General features: G+C 33.3%; 15 protein-coding genes. 13 read left to right on the top strand and 2 right to left on the bottom strand.

Features of this window, described 5'->3' with window-relative positions; all coding sequences use genetic code 11:
* Window positions 1–100 precede the first annotated feature (100 nt).
* The 10 genes from A4F88_RS17560 to A4F88_RS17515 all read left to right on the top strand — a co-directional run bounded on the left by A4F88_RS17560 (window position 101) and on the right by A4F88_RS17515 (window position 8,763).
* Window positions 101–1,153: a glycosyltransferase gene (locus tag A4F88_RS17560; RefSeq protein ID WP_082815797.1), complete on the top strand. Its 1,053-nt coding sequence runs from the start codon at window positions 101–103 to the stop codon at window positions 1,151–1,153.
* Window positions 1,154–1,164: 11 nt separating this feature from the next.
* A complete protein-coding gene (locus A4F88_RS17555; RefSeq protein ID WP_068843947.1) occupies window positions 1,165–1,707 on the top strand; it encodes a hypothetical protein in 543 nt (180 codons plus the stop codon).
* A gap of 99 nt (window positions 1,708–1,806) precedes the next feature.
* Window positions 1,807–2,910, top strand: a complete 1,104-nt coding sequence (gene hisC, locus A4F88_RS17550) for a histidinol-phosphate transaminase (protein WP_068843944.1) — start codon at window positions 1,807–1,809, stop codon at window positions 2,908–2,910.
* Between the two features lie 109 nt (window positions 2,911–3,019).
* Window positions 3,020–4,033, top strand: coding sequence for a UDP-N-acetylmuramate dehydrogenase (gene murB / locus A4F88_RS17545; RefSeq protein ID WP_068844060.1), 1,014 nt, complete (start codon window positions 3,020–3,022; stop codon window positions 4,031–4,033).
* A 33-nt stretch (window positions 4,034–4,066) separates the two neighbouring features.
* On the top strand, window positions 4,067–4,681 hold the full coding sequence (locus A4F88_RS17540) for an FMN-binding negative transcriptional regulator (protein ID WP_068843942.1): 615 nt from the start codon (window positions 4,067–4,069) through the stop codon (window positions 4,679–4,681).
* 82 nt (window positions 4,682–4,763) lie between these two features.
* Window positions 4,764–5,870: a glycosyltransferase gene (locus A4F88_RS17535; RefSeq protein WP_068843940.1), complete on the top strand. Its 1,107-nt coding sequence runs from the start codon at window positions 4,764–4,766 to the stop codon at window positions 5,868–5,870.
* A complete protein-coding gene (locus A4F88_RS17530) occupies window positions 5,861–6,412 on the top strand; it encodes an RNA polymerase sigma factor (RefSeq protein WP_068843937.1) in 552 nt (183 codons plus the stop codon). The genes A4F88_RS17535 and A4F88_RS17530 overlap by 10 nt, the downstream gene beginning before the upstream one ends.
* Window positions 6,413–6,567: 155 nt before the next feature.
* Window positions 6,568–7,398 carry an energy transducer TonB gene (locus A4F88_RS17525; protein ID WP_068843935.1) on the top strand — a complete coding sequence of 277 codons (831 nt, stop codon included), beginning with the start codon at window positions 6,568–6,570 and terminating at the stop codon, window positions 7,396–7,398.
* 182 nt (window positions 7,399–7,580) lie between these two features.
* Window positions 7,581–8,318 carry a DUF4184 family protein gene (locus A4F88_RS17520; protein ID WP_068843932.1) on the top strand — a complete coding sequence of 246 codons (738 nt, stop codon included), beginning with the start codon at window positions 7,581–7,583 and terminating at the stop codon, window positions 8,316–8,318.
* 64 nt (window positions 8,319–8,382) lie between these two features.
* Complete coding sequence (locus tag A4F88_RS17515; protein ID WP_068843931.1) at window positions 8,383–8,763, top strand: PH domain-containing protein; 381 nt, start codon at window positions 8,383–8,385, stop codon at window positions 8,761–8,763.
* A 61-nt stretch (window positions 8,764–8,824) separates the two neighbouring features.
* On the opposite strand, the gene A4F88_RS17510 is transcribed toward A4F88_RS17515, so the two are convergent.
* A complete protein-coding gene (locus tag A4F88_RS17510) occupies window positions 8,825–9,691 on the bottom strand; it encodes a M48 family metalloprotease (RefSeq protein ID WP_068843930.1) in 867 nt (288 codons plus the stop codon).
* 331 nt (window positions 9,692–10,022) lie between these two features.
* On the opposite strand from A4F88_RS17510, the gene lipA reads away from it, so the two are divergent.
* The 3 genes from lipA (at window position 10,023) to A4F88_RS17495 (ending at window position 14,162) form a co-directional block, all read left to right on the top strand.
* On the top strand, window positions 10,023–10,889 hold the full coding sequence (gene lipA, locus A4F88_RS17505) for a lipoyl synthase (protein ID WP_068843929.1): 867 nt from the start codon (window positions 10,023–10,025) through the stop codon (window positions 10,887–10,889).
* Between the two features lie 76 nt (window positions 10,890–10,965).
* Window positions 10,966–11,964 carry a type I glyceraldehyde-3-phosphate dehydrogenase gene (gap, locus tag A4F88_RS17500; protein WP_068843927.1) on the top strand — a complete coding sequence of 333 codons (999 nt, stop codon included), beginning with the start codon at window positions 10,966–10,968 and terminating at the stop codon, window positions 11,962–11,964.
* Between the two features lie 26 nt (window positions 11,965–11,990).
* The gene (locus A4F88_RS17495) at window positions 11,991–14,162 is read left to right on the top strand and encodes a tetratricopeptide repeat-containing hybrid sensor histidine kinase/response regulator (protein WP_068843925.1); all 2,172 of its coding nucleotides are present in this window, start codon (window positions 11,991–11,993) and stop codon (window positions 14,160–14,162) included.
* Window positions 14,163–14,182: 20 nt separating this feature from the next.
* Here the strand turns inward: A4F88_RS17495 and lpxK are convergent, their stop codons facing one another.
* Window positions 14,183–15,205, bottom strand: coding sequence for a tetraacyldisaccharide 4'-kinase (gene lpxK / locus A4F88_RS17490; protein WP_068843923.1), 1,023 nt, complete (start codon window positions 15,203–15,205; stop codon window positions 14,183–14,185).
* Window positions 15,206–15,209 lie beyond the last annotated feature (4 nt).

The following is a 15,209-nucleotide window of genomic DNA, read 5'->3' as shown; positions in this document are numbered from 1 at the left end:
TTGGCCACGAATTACTCAATTCAAAAGCTTTGACAAAGTTCAAAACTTTGTCAAAGCTAAACGATAAAAATTCGTGAATTCGGGGCAAAAAAAAATAATAATGAAAAGAAAAATACTTTTTCTTGGAGAATCTTATCGCGCTGACGCCATAACCTGGATGAATGGTTTGAAAGAATTTGGCGATTTTGAAATTTGCACCTGGGAACTTCAAACACCAAACAATTCTAAACTTAACAGATTCAAACGTATTTTAGAATATGTATTTTCTCCTGTTTCGATTCGAAAAACAATCAAACAACAAAAACCCGATATGATCATTGCCGAAAGAACGACCAGTTATGGATTTCTTGCGGCGATTTCAGGATTGCATCCTGTTGCCATTGCACAACAAGGCCGAACTGATTTATGGCCGGAAGGTTCTCTATTATTGCCTTTTAAGAAAATAATCCAGAAACACGCTTTCAAAAAAGCCGATTTAATTCATGCCTGGGGTCCGGTTATGACCATTTCGATGAAAGCAATTGGCGTTGATATGAATAAAGTTCTGGTAATTCCTAAAGGAATTGATTTGTCTGTTTTTTCACCTTCGATCAATAACTCCAACAAAATCGAAGCCATTGTAACACGTTCTTTACAACCCGAATATCGCCACGACTCGATCTTAAAAGCTTTTGCTATTTTACATCAAAAAGGAATTGATTTTTCTTTAACTATTGTTGGCGACGGAACCCGATTGCAATTTTTAAAAGATTTAGCCACAACATTACAAATCGAAAATAAAGTAGTTTTTACAGGCAGAATTCCAAATACTGCACTTCCAAAATTATTACAACAATCGAATATTTATATCAGCATGCCTATTACCGAAGGTGTTTCGGCTTCTTTATTTGAGGCGATGGCATGCAATTGTTATCCTATAGTTTCAGATATTCCGGGAAATCAAAGCTGGATTAAACATCGTGAAAACGGACAATTGATCAAAATTGATAATATCGAGATGCTTGCTAAAGAATTGATCTGGTCTTTTGAAAATCCAGAATCCCGTAATCAGGCCATTCTTCAAAATCAAAAATTTGTAGAAGAAAATGCAAACTACAACATCAACATGAAAATTATTGCGGATAAGTATCATGAATTGCTGGATTCGAATTAAAAAACACAACCATGTCTCAATATGTGTATAAATCTTCAATAGATTTTATTTCTGAACTCTCTTTTGATTATGTTGAAACTTATTCATTACAGCGCGGAGAACAATATGAAGAAAATAATTCATCAAATAAACGCGAATATGAGCAATTGAAACAAAGAAAATTTCGAAAAAATGACCTGAGTGATCTTCAGGAAATACGATTTATTGAACTGGAAAACCTTGTAGGTTATACACAATATATACGCAATGAAAAAGGAGAATTTCACCCTTCAGCCAAAAAAACAAACACTTTCAAATCTACAGATCAGCAAGGAATTGATTTGCAAAACATCTTGAAAACCAAAATCCAAAATATCCCAGATTGGATGTGCGCTCCCATATATCGGGATGCATTAGTTTTTTATAACAAAAATGGCGAGATTTTAGAAACCCTAAATATTTGCCTTAGCTGTCAACACATGGAAACCAGAATGTTCAATCAGATAAATGGCGATTTTGTCACTTACGATTTATTAAAACATTTCTTTATTGAAGCAGGTCATCATATAGAATAAAAGCATTTTTATCACTCTACAAAAAACCATATCGTAACTTTTCTTCAACTTCAACGACATATCATTTCACGGAATTATTTAATTTAATCTGAAAGAAATATGAATAACAGAAGAAGTTGGCTCAAACAAGTAAGTTTAGGCGCAGTAGGATTAGGCTTTTGTCAATGGGAAACATTTGCAAATCCGCCATCTGAAAAGGAAATATTTTCGGTTTTAGACAAATCTCCTATTCTATTACGGTCGAATGAAAACCCGTATGGGCCTTCTCCATTAGCACGCATTGCAATGGAAAAAAGCATAAGCACCAGCAACCGATATGGTTGGAATCTTTCATCAGAATTAATCTCTCTTATCGCCCAAAAGAATAATGTATCAGATAATAATATTTTATTAGGAGCCGGTTCAACTGAAATTTTAGACTTGGTACTTCAATACACTGCATTAAAAAAAGGTAATTTTATACTTGCCGAAACTACCTATAATTACTGGACGTTTCCCTCTGAAAAACTGGGCTTAAAAAAAATCACAGTTCCTCTCACTAAGGATAAAAAACATGATTTAACCGCTATGTTGGCCGCAATTGATTCTGAGACTAAAATGATCTACATCTGCAATCCAAACAATCCCACCGGAACCATCTGTGAAAGAGAAAAATTAGTTTCTTTTATAAAAGAAGCCTCCAAAAAAGCACTTGTTTTTATTGACGAAGCTTACATTGATTTTACAAAAGAACAATCACTAAGCAATCTCGTCATTGAAAATAAAAATCTAATTATCACTAAAACTTTTTCAAAAATGTATGGTTTAGCCGGCGCACGTATGGGTTATGCGGTTGCTGCTTCATCAACAATTGACGAGCTCAGTACTTTAAAATCATCTCCTAATTTATCTGTAAGCGCAGTATCAACAGCTGCAGCGATTGCTTCCTTAAATGATCAGAAATTTATTCAGCAAGTATCTACTTTAAATGAAGAAGCAAAAAAATACACGATTGAACAACTTACAAAACTAAACCTGACCTGCATTCCTTCTTATTCCAACTTCATTTATTTTTCTCTGGAGAACTATAAAAAAGATTTCTTTAAACAATTGGAAGATCACAATATAATGGGAACGAAAATTTATGAGGAAAACGGAAAATGGACCAGAATTACGATTGGAACAATGAAAGAAATGCAACAATTTATTGAAGCTATAAAGTAAAATTTCGCCAAAAGTCTTTTTACAGAAAATCTATTCAAATAAATTATAATCGTTACTTTTGAACTCAGAATTTTTCCGAAGTTTCGGAACTCAAAAAAGCCTTTTATTTATGGAAATCCAATCCAATTTTTCTTTAAAAAACTATAATACTTTTGGCATCGAAGCCAAAGCAAAACAATTTGTTGCTGTTCATTCAGTTGAAGAATTAAAAACCATCCTGACAGCAAACAAAAACGAGAAAAAATTTATTTTAGGCGGAGGCAGCAATATGCTTTTAACAAAAGACATCGACGCTTTGGTCATTCATATTGATTTAAAAGGCAAAAAAATCATCAAAGAAGACGATGATTTTGTATGGGTAGAAAGTCAGGCTGGCGAAACCTGGCATGATTTTGTTCTTTGGACAATCGAAAACAATTTTGGCGGTTTAGAAAACATGTCCCTGATTCCCGGAAATGTAGGAACCACTCCGGTTCAGAATATTGGAGCATACGGAACTGAAATTAAAGACACTTTTGTTTCTTGTGATGCGATAAATATCGAAACTCAGGAAATAAAAACATTTTTAAATACCGACTGTAATTTTGGTTACCGCGAAAGCATCTTTAAAAATGAGGTTAAAGACCAATATATTATAACCTCGGTAATTTATAAACTGACTAAACGCAATCATAAAATTAACACTTCTTACGGAGATATTACAGCTGAACTGGCAAAAAATAATGTAATTACTCCAACCCTAAAAGATGTGAGTAATGCTGTAATCGCGATCAGACAAAGTAAACTTCCGGACCCTAAAGAATTAGGAAACAGCGGAAGCTTCTTTAAAAATCCGATTTTACTGAAATCTGATTTCGAAAAAATTCACCAGAAGTTTCCTGAAATGAAATATTACGAAGTTTCTGAAACTGAAGTAAAAGTCCCTGCAGGCTGGCTAATTGAGCAGGCTGGTTTTAAAGGAAAACGTTTTGGCGATGCCGGAGTTCACAAAAATCAGGCTCTGGTTTTGGTAAACTACGGAAATGCAACCGGACAGGAAATTTTAGCCGTTTCAAAAGAAGTTCAAAAAACGGTTTTTGAAAAATTCGGCATTCATATAGAAGCAGAAGTGAATGTGATTTAGAGTTTTTAGCCTTTGAACCTAAAAAAGAAAAAAATGTACACACCCAATTTATACAAAAACGAAAACCCTGAAGAAATCAGAACTTTTTTGAAAGAAAATAGTTTTGGTATTCTAATCAATCAAACTCACGGAAAATTATGTGCTACACATATTCCTATCGAACTGGAAGTGAATACTGACGGAAAAGAAATTTTGCAGGGACATCTTTCAAAACTAAATCCGCAAGCAGAAGGTTTTGCCGAAAACGATCAGGTTTTGGCTGTTTTTACAGGTCCGCATAGCTATATTTCATCTTCCTGGTATGATCATGAGAATGTACCAACCTGGAATTATATAGCCGTACATGTTTATGGCCGAATAAAAATTGTCGATGAAGCAACTTCCATAGAACAGCTAAAAAAACTAGTTGACAAATACGAGGTTAATTCAGAGAACCCTGTGCGTGTTGAAAATCTATCTGCAAAAACAATGCGTGAAGCAAGAGGAATTTTTGGTTTTGAGATTGAAATCGACGAGATTCAGGCAACCAAAAAACTATCACAAAACAGGGATGATCACAATTATAAAAACATAATTTCGGAATTAGAAAAAAGCGAAAACCCTCAGGCTATTGCTGTTGCAAAAGAAATGTCAAAATGCCGAAAGTAAATAGGGTTTAGCCATTGAAATCTAGGAATTCATAAGTACATTTGCACTCGCAAGATTCAAAAATTAAAAGACATTAAAACAGATGCTTATAACTTTATTTTACTTTTTTATTGCTATTGTTTTTATCCAGGTTTTCTACTATTTAGGAATTTTTGGAAAGTTTGCTTTTGCTAAACCACAAGAAATTACACAAAAAAAACTACCTGTTTCCGTGATTGTTTGCGCTAAAAACGAAGAAGAGAACGTAAAAAAATTCATTCCGTTATTAGCAGAGCAAGATTATCCTGACTTTGAAATAGTTTTAATTGATGATGCTTCAAGCGACGAAACCTTAGAAGCTTTTGAAGAATTTGAAAAACAATACTCAAACATTCGTCTGGTAAAAGTTCAAAATAACGAAGCTTTTTGGGGTAATAAAAAATACGCTCTGACATTAGGAATCAAAGCTTCAAAAAAAGAGTATTTATTATTTACAGATGCTGATTGTTATCCAACTTCAAAACAATGGATTACTGCCATGACCTCTCAATTTACTATGAACAAAACAATTGTTTTAGGTTATGGTGGTTACGAGAAAATAGAGCGTTCTTTCCTGAATAAGATCATTCGTTTTGAAACCGTTTTAACAGCAGTACAATATTTTTCATGGGCTAAATTAGGACTTCCATATATGGGTGTTGGACGAAATTTGGCTTATAAAAAAGAAGAGTTTTTTAATGTAAATGGTTTTATAGAACATATTCAGGTTCGATCTGGTGATGATGATTTATTTATCAATCAGGCAGCCAATAAAAACAATACTACTATTTCTTATACACCGGAAAGTTTTACTTATTCGAAACCAAAAGAAACATACAGAGAATGGTTTACCCAAAAAAGAAGACATATCTCTACTGCACAATACTATAAGTTTTTTGACAAAATGCAGTTAGGGCTTTTCTTCATATCACAGTTATTTTTCTTTATATCCGTTACCATCCTGCTGGCTTTCCAGTTTCAATGGATTGCTGTATTGGCTATTTTGGCAACCCGTTACACAGTTGCCTGGATTGTTGTTGGGTTCTCAGCTGGTAAATTGAAAGAAAATGACCTTAAAATTTGGTTTCCTGTTGTCGAAATCGTGCTTATATTGACACAAATTAATATCTTTATAACTAATATCTTTTCAAAACCTGTATATTGGAAATAAATTCTAAAATAGAAAAAGCTAAAAAAGGCGATCAGATCGCCTTTACTTTTTTATTAGATTATTTTTGGAATGAAGTGTACGGCTTTATGCTAAAGCGTACTGAAAACGAAACGATTGCCGAAGATATTACCATCGAAACTTTCTCTAAAGCTTTTGATAAAATTGCCAGTTACAATCCTGAATTTCAATTCAACACCTGGCTAATTGCTATTGCAAAAAATGTTTACATTGATTTATTACGTAAAAAGAAAACCAGTCTTTTTATAGAAATTACTGATGCCGAAGATCAGCAGGCTTATAATATTGCTGACACTACCCCATCTGCAGAAGATGCATTAATTAAAGAGCAAAACCTTTCGCGCTTACTTCTCTGCATTAAAGAATTAAAACCACATTATCAGGAAGTAATCCAGTTGCGTTACTTTCAGGAAATGACTTACCAGGAAATAGCCTTAAAAATAGACGAGCCGTTAAGCAACGTTAAAGTAAAATTACTTCGCGCTAAAAAATTATTAGCAGAAATTATCGAACGTAATAGATAATTTATTATCTTTAAGTAAAGAATAAAGTATCCATGTATTTATTCTTAAAAAAATAAATTATTCACACACTAAAACAACAACACTTGCGTTGTTAGCTAAAACCAAAACCTTACTGCTTATGATTTAATGTTACTTAACCTTAAAATCCATAAATCATGTCTAAATCAAGTATCTACGAAACAAGCTGGACCAATCTTGTTTTCGAAAACAAAAACAAAGAGTACGGAGCGTATCAATTACGCCAGGAGAATTCCAAAACAACTATCACCGCACTATTTGTGGGCTTGCTATTACTGGCAACTTTGGGAAGCGTATCGATGCTGATTAACAAACTTAAGTCTGATTCAGTTATTGAGACTGACCCTGTTCTTAGTGTACCATTAACTCCTGTAGATCTTACTCCTATTCCGGTACAACCTGAACAGCCAGCACCGGTTATACCACAACAGCAAGCTGCAGCAGCAACTCCGGCAACAGATTTGAGTCAATTATCGCATCCTGTTGTAGTGACCACTGAACAGGCAGTAGACAACATTGCAACTAATGCACAAAATACTACTGTTATTGAAAATGCTACTCCGGGAAATGGAATTGGAGAAAATCCGATACCTGGAAATGGTACTACCAATACTGTAGTTACAGAAGTTACTGATCCGGGAACCACTGTTCTTCCAGTAAATGCGCTTGATAAATTACCGGAATTCCCTGGAGGTATGGCTAAATTCTATACGTATGTTGGAAACAATTTCAACAGACCGGAATTGGACGCTGAAAAAACATTACGAGTTTATGTTTCTTTTGTAATCGAAAGAGACGGTTCAATTACAGACATCATGGTAAAAAATGATCCTGGTTACGGAATTGGAAAAGAAGCTATCAGAGTTTTAAAATCATTAAAAACAAAATGGATTCCGGGAGTATTAAACGGAAAAGCGGTACGAACTGCATATAATCTTCCAATAACAATAAAAACGGAAGCTGAATAATAACAATAGAAAAGCAGAACTCAGGTTCTGCTTTTTTTTATAAAAAAATTAAATCATTGAGAGATTAAGAAAGTTAAGGTCATACTTGATTTTTCTTAATCTCTTAATCGTTAAACCTGTATGTTTTTATTTAACTACTTTTACTTTTCATTAAATAAGAACCATCAAATTAATATACTTAAATGCCATTTACCTTTTCTCATCCGGCAATAATACTGCCTTTCAGATATTTTCATAAAAAATGGTTTTCTCTTACTAGTCTTATTATTGGCAGTATGGCTCCTGATTTCGAATATTTTATCCGAATGAAAGTTCAAAGTAATTACAGCCATACTCTTTATGGCGTTTTTTGGTTTGATTTACTTTTAGTTCTTTTACTTTCTTTTCTTTTTCATAATGTGGTCCGAAATGATTTATTCTTTAATTCGCCTAGCTTCATAAAATCAAGAGTATTCATTTTCACTTCATTCAACTGGAATCATTATTTTAAGGAGAACTGGGTGGCTATAGTAATTTCAGCATTAATCGGAATTCTTTCACATTTATTTTGGGATGGTTTTACACATCAGCAGGGTTATTTTACAACACACATTACCGAATTAAAAAACTGCATTACGGTTTTAGGCAACGAAATTCCGTTCTGGAAACTGGCTCAGCATTTAAGTACTGCAATTGGTGCTATTATCATCATTGCATCCTTTTTTGCACTTCCAAAAAATACAACACAGCCGTCAGCTATTCATAAGCAATACTGGATAATGGTTGTAATCCTGACTTTTACAATCTCCATTCTAAGATTTTTAGGTTATCTAAAATATCTCAATTTGGGAAATACTATTGTAACAGTAATTTCAGCTTTTATGATTTCATTACTGATAAGTCCTCTTTTAATTAAATTTAAAGCAAGTCTAAAAATTTAACAAAATCAATTACTTTTGCTGCTCCTTAGACGGAATTTAAATCAATCAAATAAAAAACTAAGAAATGGGAATATTTTCGGCCCTTATGGGTAATGCAGGTACAGTTAGCCAGGAAGATTTACTTAAAAAATACGGACAGCTTTTAACTGACAGAGAAGAAATTGAAATGGGTTTTAAACTAATCCGTGATACTTTTATTTTTACCAACAAAAGATTAATTTTAGTTGATGTACAGGGAATAACAGGCAGCAAAACAGAATACAAATCAATTGTTTACAAAAACATTACTCGTTTTAGTGTAGAAACTGCCGGAACATTTGATCTTGATGCCGAATTAAAAATCTGGGTTTCAAGCGAATTAAATCCAAGTATTGTAAAACAATTTAATAAATCTGTAAACGTTTACGAAGTGCAAAAGGTTTTAGCACATCATGTTTTAGGTTAATTATATAATACAAAAACGGCAGATTTTACAATCTGCCGTTTTTTATTTAAATTCAAAACTACTATTTCTTTTTTGTAGTTGTTTTTTTAGTCGTTGTAGCTTTCTTAGTTGTTACTGGTGCAGTGTTTACAATTTTTTGTTGCACATAAGGCTTATACAAACCATCTTTTTCTGCTCTTGCTTTTGCATCATCAGCTCTTTTCTTAGAATCCGGATGCGAACTCATCATTTGATCAATAAAAGAAGATTCTGCTCCTTCACTCATTTTTGCCAGGATCCTAAAGGCAGATTCTTCAGCATTTACGTTGTATCCGTTTTTCTTTAAAAAATTGTACGAGAACAAATCTGCTTCTGATTCTTGCTTACGGCTAAACTTGCTGTCTATTATTGCACTACCAATTTTTCCTAACTGACTATCCGTAACACTCGCAATTGTTGCCGATTGTGAGGCAGCTCCATCTATCAAAGCTTCTTTTCTGTAAGCAGCTTTGATTGCATCTTGCGAATCGTGATTGGCAACGTGACCAATTTCGTGCCCAATAACGGCAAGTAACTCGTTATCATCCATAATATCCATTAATCCGGAATATACACGCACACTTCCGTCAGCAGTTGCAAATGCATTGACTTCTTTTAATTTATATACTTTATAGTTTAAAGTATAACCTTCGCCAGCTGTATGTTTTCCAAAAACTCTGTTTAGACGTAAAGTGTAAGGATCTGTTGCTGTTGCTACTTCATGCTCAGTATCCATTTTATCAACCGCAGCTTTAGACAATGCAGCTGCATCAGCATTACTAAAAGTAAAACCACTAATTCCTTTTTGAACGGCTCCCATCGCTTTTTCGCCAAAATTAATTTGGGCATTCATTCTAGTAAAACCAAAAGTGGCAAACAAAACTCCCAATACAATAAATTTCTTTTTCATGTTTTATACTATTACAATTTAACATCAAATGTACTACAAATCAAATTTCATTTTTATTCCTTTAAAGTTATTTTTTTAACAATTAAAGGTATAATTTTTAAATGAGTAAAAATCAACCTGCTACAGCAAATTATTCATCTGGCATAATTTATCAAACAAAAACTATTTATTAGATCTCTATTGCTATTTAAAAGACAAGATTTTAACATCCGCACAAAACAATTATAAAAAACAGTTTGTTAAAACTACCTAAATCCTTCTACCAAATTAAATCTTAAACAAATCATCAAATAAACTACATTCCGTATCTTTGTACTTTGAATTTTGATATATGGAAACAGTCATTGAAAATATACCGCCTGCAAAACCTAAATGGTTAAAAGTTAAACTTCCTATTGGACAAAAATATACTGAACTTCGTGGTTTAGTCGACAAATACAGCTTAAACACAATCTGCACCTCAGGAAGCTGCCCAAATATGGGAGAATGCTGGGGAGAAGGTACCGCAACTTTTATGATTTTAGGAAACGTTTGTACACGTTCCTGCGGATTTTGTGGTGTAAAAACCGGCAGACCCGAAACAGTAGACTGGGACGAACCTGAAAAAGTAGCGCGTTCGATAAAAATAATGAATATTAAACATGCTGTAATTACAAGTGTGGACAGAGACGACCTGAAAGACGGCGGATCTATTATCTGGATTGAAACCGTAAAGGCAATACGCCGAATGAACCCAAATACTACTCTTGAAACTTTAATTCCTGATTTTCAGGGAATCGAAAGAAATCTGGATCGTATTGTAGAAGCAAATCCTGAAGTTGTATCTCACAATGTTGAAACGGTTCGCCGTTTGACCCGTGAAGTTCGTATTCAGGCTAAATACGATCGTAGTTTAGAAGTTTTACGTTACCTGAAAGAAAAAGGAATCAACAGAACAAAATCCGGAATCATGTTAGGCCTTGGAGAAACTGAAGAAGAAGTTTTCCAGACCATGACAGATTTACGCAATGCAAATGTTGATGTTGTTACTATTGGCCAATATCTTCAGCCAAGTAAAAAACATTTACCTGTAAAAGAATTTATAACGCCTGATCAATTTGCCAAATACGAAAAATTTGGTCTTGAATTAGGTTTCCGTCATGTTGAAAGCGGACCATTAGTGCGTTCTTCATACAAAGCACAAAAACATATTTTATAAAAAACCTAATCGTCTGTTTGTTTGATTGAGAAAAATCAATTGAACAAACAGACCATTAACCGAATACACAGAAAGTTTGAAAACTAGAATTGCCATTAACGGTTTTGGAAGAATTGGTAGAAATTTATTTCGTTTACTTCTAAACCATCCTGAAATTGAAGTCGTTGCAATCAATGACATTGCTGATAACAAAACTATGTCGCATTTGATAAAATACGACAGCATTCACGGAGTTTTGCCTTTTAAAGTTAGTCATGACGAAAAAGGAATTATTGTCGATGATAATCATTATTTGTTTTTTCATGAAAAAAGCATTTCAAATTTAGACTGGAAAAGCCACAATATTGATTTTGTAATAGAATCAACCGGAAAATATAAAACGCATGAAGAACTGAATGCGCATATCGAAGCGGGAGCTAAAAAAGTAATCCTTTCTGCGCCTTCAGAAGTTGATACCATCAAAACAGTAGTTTTAGGAGTAAATGAAAATATTCTGGACGGAAATGAGAACATAGTCTCCAATGCAAGTTGTACCACAAATAATGCAGCTCCGATGATAAAAATCATCGAAGAATTATGCGGAATTGAACAGGCCTATATTACAACGATACATTCTTACACTACAGACCAAAGTCTTCACGACCAGCCACATAAGGATTTACGCCGCGCGCGAGGCGCAAGTCAGTCAATTGTTCCAACAACTACAGGTGCAGCTAAGGCATTAACAAAAATTTTTCCTAAATTGCATGAAAAAATCGGGGGTTGCGGAATTAGAGTTCCTGTTCCTGATGGTTCATTGACAGATATCACGTTTAATGTAAAACGTGCTGTTACGATTGAAGAAATAAATAAAGCATTTCAAGAAGCCTCAAAAACAAATTTAAAAGGAATATTAGATTATACAGAAGATCCTATCGTTTCTGTTGATGTAATTGGTAATACACATTCGTGTTTGTTTGATGCACAATTAACTTCTGTCATTGACAAAATGGTAAAAGTTGTGGGTTGGTACGATAACGAAATTGGCTATTCATCAAGGTTAATCGATTTGATTTTGCGTATAAGAAAAACATAAGATTCATTGTAAAAGCATTGCCATACATGAAATACCACTTTATTATTGTTTTTTGTTTTCTTAATTCGTTTTTGTACTCTCAGACTAAAAAGAGTACAGATAGTGTTTTCTATTATAACAAACTCGTAGATACAAATCTTAATAATAAAAAATACAATCAGGCACTTTTCTACACCAAAAAATCAATTGATTTTTGCGAAACCAATCACCAGGAAGAGAATTTAGCCAATCAAACTTTTAAGCTTGGTAAAATTTACTACAACCAAAAAAACTACGAAGAAGCACTTAAAAATTTTCATAAAAGTGTTTCTTTGTTTGACAAGGTAAAACCAACCTGTACCAAAGCTCTGGCGTTACATTATATTGGCGTAACCAATACTGCAAAGGGCAATTATGACACTGCCGACATTTACTACAAAAAAGCCACAGCTCTTTTAGATGAATTAAAAATTGCTGATCATGCTCAGGTCTTAAATTACAAAAAAGCCATAGCTTTTAAGGCAAACAAAGATTTATCATTGGCATCAGAGCTTTTTCGTAAAATAACAAAAAAACCAGACAACCCATTCATTCTAAAGACTAAAGCAGATTCTTACTATCAGCTTGGTTTGATTGAAACCCAGCTCAAAAGAAATGATTCGACAATGATTTATTTTGATAATGCGCTAGATTATAATGCCAAAAGCAATAATCTGGTTCAAAAATCAAAAATTGTCTTAGCCATAAGTCAGTATTACAAACAGAATAGAGATTTTGATCTTGCTTATTCGTATTTAGACGAACACTATCAGTTAGAAAATTATATTCTAAAATTAAAAAATTCAAAACTGGATCAAAATGAGTTTGAAAAATTCAAGAAAAATGAGTCTTTAAGTAATACGATTAAACGCGAAAGCGAAGAAAAAATCCAGTTAAAAACCTATCGTTACTCTAAATTGGTGAGTATTTTAGCCATTGCCCTTATTTCGATTTTATCGCTTTTGAGTTTAGCTTTGTATAAAAACAATATCATCCGAAATCAGAATAATTTACTTTTAAGAGAAAAAAATAAAGAACTTATTCTGGCTAAAAATAAGGCCGAAAAAGCCTCAAAAGCAAGATCTGAATTTTTATCGACTGTAAGTCATGAACTCCGGACTCCGCTTAATGCGATTAACGGAATTACACATTTACTTCTGGAAGACAATCCTAAAAAAACACAATTAAAATATTTAGAATCTTTGAAGTTCTCCGGAAACTATCTTACTACTTTTATTAATGAAATCCTGGAAATAAATAAGATAGACTCTACAAAGGTCGAAGTAGAAAATATTAGTTTCAACCTAAAAGAATTACTATTCAATATCCAAAGTTCATTAAAAGAGCTGGCTACTGCCAATAAAAACTATTTTAATCTTGAAATAGACGAAGCGATCCCGAATAATTTAATTGGTGATCCAACTAAAATATCTCAAATCATATTAAACCTAATCAACAACGCTTTAAAATTCACTCAAAACGGAAATGTGAATGTTATTGCAAAACTATACGCCGAGGAAGAAGATACTGCAACAATATATTTTGAAATTGTGGATACCGGAATTGGTATCCCGGAGGACAAATTACAAACGGTTTTTGAAAGTTTCTCACAAGGATCGATAGAAGTAAATCGAAAATACGGAGGAACTGGTTTAGGACTTACAATCGTTAAAAAGCTAATCGAGCTTTTGGGTGGCGAAATAAAACTAAAAAGTGAAGTAGGCAAAGGATCTACTTTTACCTTCAAATTAAATTTTAAGATTAACAAAGAACCTCTGGAAGTGGCAGAAGAAACAAAACCTTACAACGATAAGCAGTTAAAACACAAATCTATCTTGTTGATTGAGGACAACAAAATCAATCAGATGATTACCCGTAAAATGCTTGAAAACAAAGCAATTTCGTGTGAAATCATCGATAATGGCGAAGATGCTGTTGAACTCCTGAAAGTAAAACGTTTTGACATGGTGTTAATGGATGTTCATTTACCCGGAATTAACGGAACAACTGCGACCAAATTAATTCGGGAGTTTGACAAAACTACTCCAATTATTGCTTTGACGGCAATTTCGCTTGACGAAAACAGAGATATGCTGCTTTCTTTTGGAATGAATGATGTAATTACAAAACCATTTGTTCCGGACGAATTCTATAGCATTATTGCGAAATTTTTTGACTGATTTTTTGGAACCTGAAATATTTAAGAATCCAAATTCTCTTTAACGTAATCTAAAATAGTAGCATCAAAATTTTGCTGATGTTTGATGAAAGTGCTTTTAATTGGTAAATAATACAATTGCGATACCAGCTTAGAATCTTTTAATCGAACGTAATCTTTTTCTGTTGTTATGATTTTTTTGTTTTCGGCTTTATTCTGAATCGAGTATAAATCAGTTTCAGAAAAATTATGATGGTCCGGAAAAGTCAGACATTCATCATTTTCATTTTTTAAATAATCAAAAAATGGTGTTGGCTTTGCAATTCCTGCCAAAAGTAATTTCGTTTCAGATTTAATTTCATTCACCGCTATTTTTTGATTTTCACCATAAATAAAATCATCATAATCGATAAATGTAAAATAGATTTGCTGCGAACAGGTAAGCTTTAATTTTAGTCTGATTTCTTCCTGCTCTTTATCAGATAAATTTTTTGGGCATTTTGTTACAATGACAATTTTAGCTCTGTTGGCTCCGCTCCTGCTCTCACGTAAATTTCCGGTTGGCAGCATAAAATCATCTGCATATAAATCATCATATGAGCTTAATAAAATATAAAACCCTGCTTTTACTTTTCGGTGTTGATAAGCATCATCCAATAAAATGATCTGTGGCTTTTCATTCTGCGAAAGCAATTGAATAATTCCGTTTGTTCTGTTTGCATCAACAGCAACCTGAATACCGGGAAATTTTTGATAAAACTGAAAAGGTTCATCTCCCAGGATTTCAGCATTTGATTCTGCGCTGGCTAAAACAAATCCTTCTGACTTTCTTTTATATCCACGGCTAAGCGTTGCAATTTTATACTTATCAGACAATAACCGAATCAAATATTCAATTTGAGGTGTTTTTCCGGTTCCGCCAACACTTAGATTTCCAACCGCAATAACCGGAATATCAAATGAAGTCGATTTCAGGATTCCTTTATCAAAAAAATAATTACGGATACTGGTAATGAATCCGTATAGAATAGCAAATGGGAAAAGTATTTTTCGAAGTACGTTCATTATT

It is taken from the genome of Flavobacterium chilense, assembly GCF_001602525.1.
GTDB classification, from domain to species: Bacteria; Bacteroidota; Bacteroidia; order Flavobacteriales; family Flavobacteriaceae; genus Flavobacterium; species Flavobacterium chilense.
The sequence above is the reverse complement of the archived record's forward strand: the minus strand, read 5'-3'. Positions and strand labels throughout refer to the sequence as shown.

Coding starts and splice junctions, on each gene's coding strand:
- A4F88_RS17560 (WP_082815797.1), top strand. CDS start 101: ATGAAAAGAAAAATACTTTTTCTTGGAGAATCTTATCGCGCTGACGCC.
- A4F88_RS17555 (WP_068843947.1), top strand. CDS start 1,165: ATGTCTCAATATGTGTATAAATCTTCAATAGATTTTATTTCTGAACTC.
- hisC (WP_068843944.1), top strand. CDS start 1,807: ATGAATAACAGAAGAAGTTGGCTCAAACAAGTAAGTTTAGGCGCAGTA.
- murB (WP_068844060.1), top strand. CDS start 3,020: ATGGAAATCCAATCCAATTTTTCTTTAAAAAACTATAATACTTTTGGC.
- A4F88_RS17540 (WP_068843942.1), top strand. CDS start 4,067: ATGTACACACCCAATTTATACAAAAACGAAAACCCTGAAGAAATCAGA.
- A4F88_RS17535 (WP_068843940.1), top strand. CDS start 4,764: ATGCTTATAACTTTATTTTACTTTTTTATTGCTATTGTTTTTATCCAG.
- A4F88_RS17525 (WP_068843935.1), top strand. CDS start 6,568: ATGTCTAAATCAAGTATCTACGAAACAAGCTGGACCAATCTTGTTTTC.
- A4F88_RS17520 (WP_068843932.1), top strand. CDS start 7,581: ATGCCATTTACCTTTTCTCATCCGGCAATAATACTGCCTTTCAGATAT.
- A4F88_RS17515 (WP_068843931.1), top strand. CDS start 8,383: ATGGGAATATTTTCGGCCCTTATGGGTAATGCAGGTACAGTTAGCCAG.
- A4F88_RS17510 (WP_068843930.1), bottom strand. CDS start 9,691: ATGAAAAAGAAATTTATTGTATTGGGAGTTTTGTTTGCCACTTTTGGT.
- lipA (WP_068843929.1), top strand. CDS start 10,023: ATGGAAACAGTCATTGAAAATATACCGCCTGCAAAACCTAAATGGTTA.
- A4F88_RS17495 (WP_068843925.1), top strand. CDS start 11,991: ATGAAATACCACTTTATTATTGTTTTTTGTTTTCTTAATTCGTTTTTG.
- lpxK (WP_068843923.1), bottom strand. CDS start 15,205: ATGAACGTACTTCGAAAAATACTTTTCCCATTTGCTATTCTATACGGA.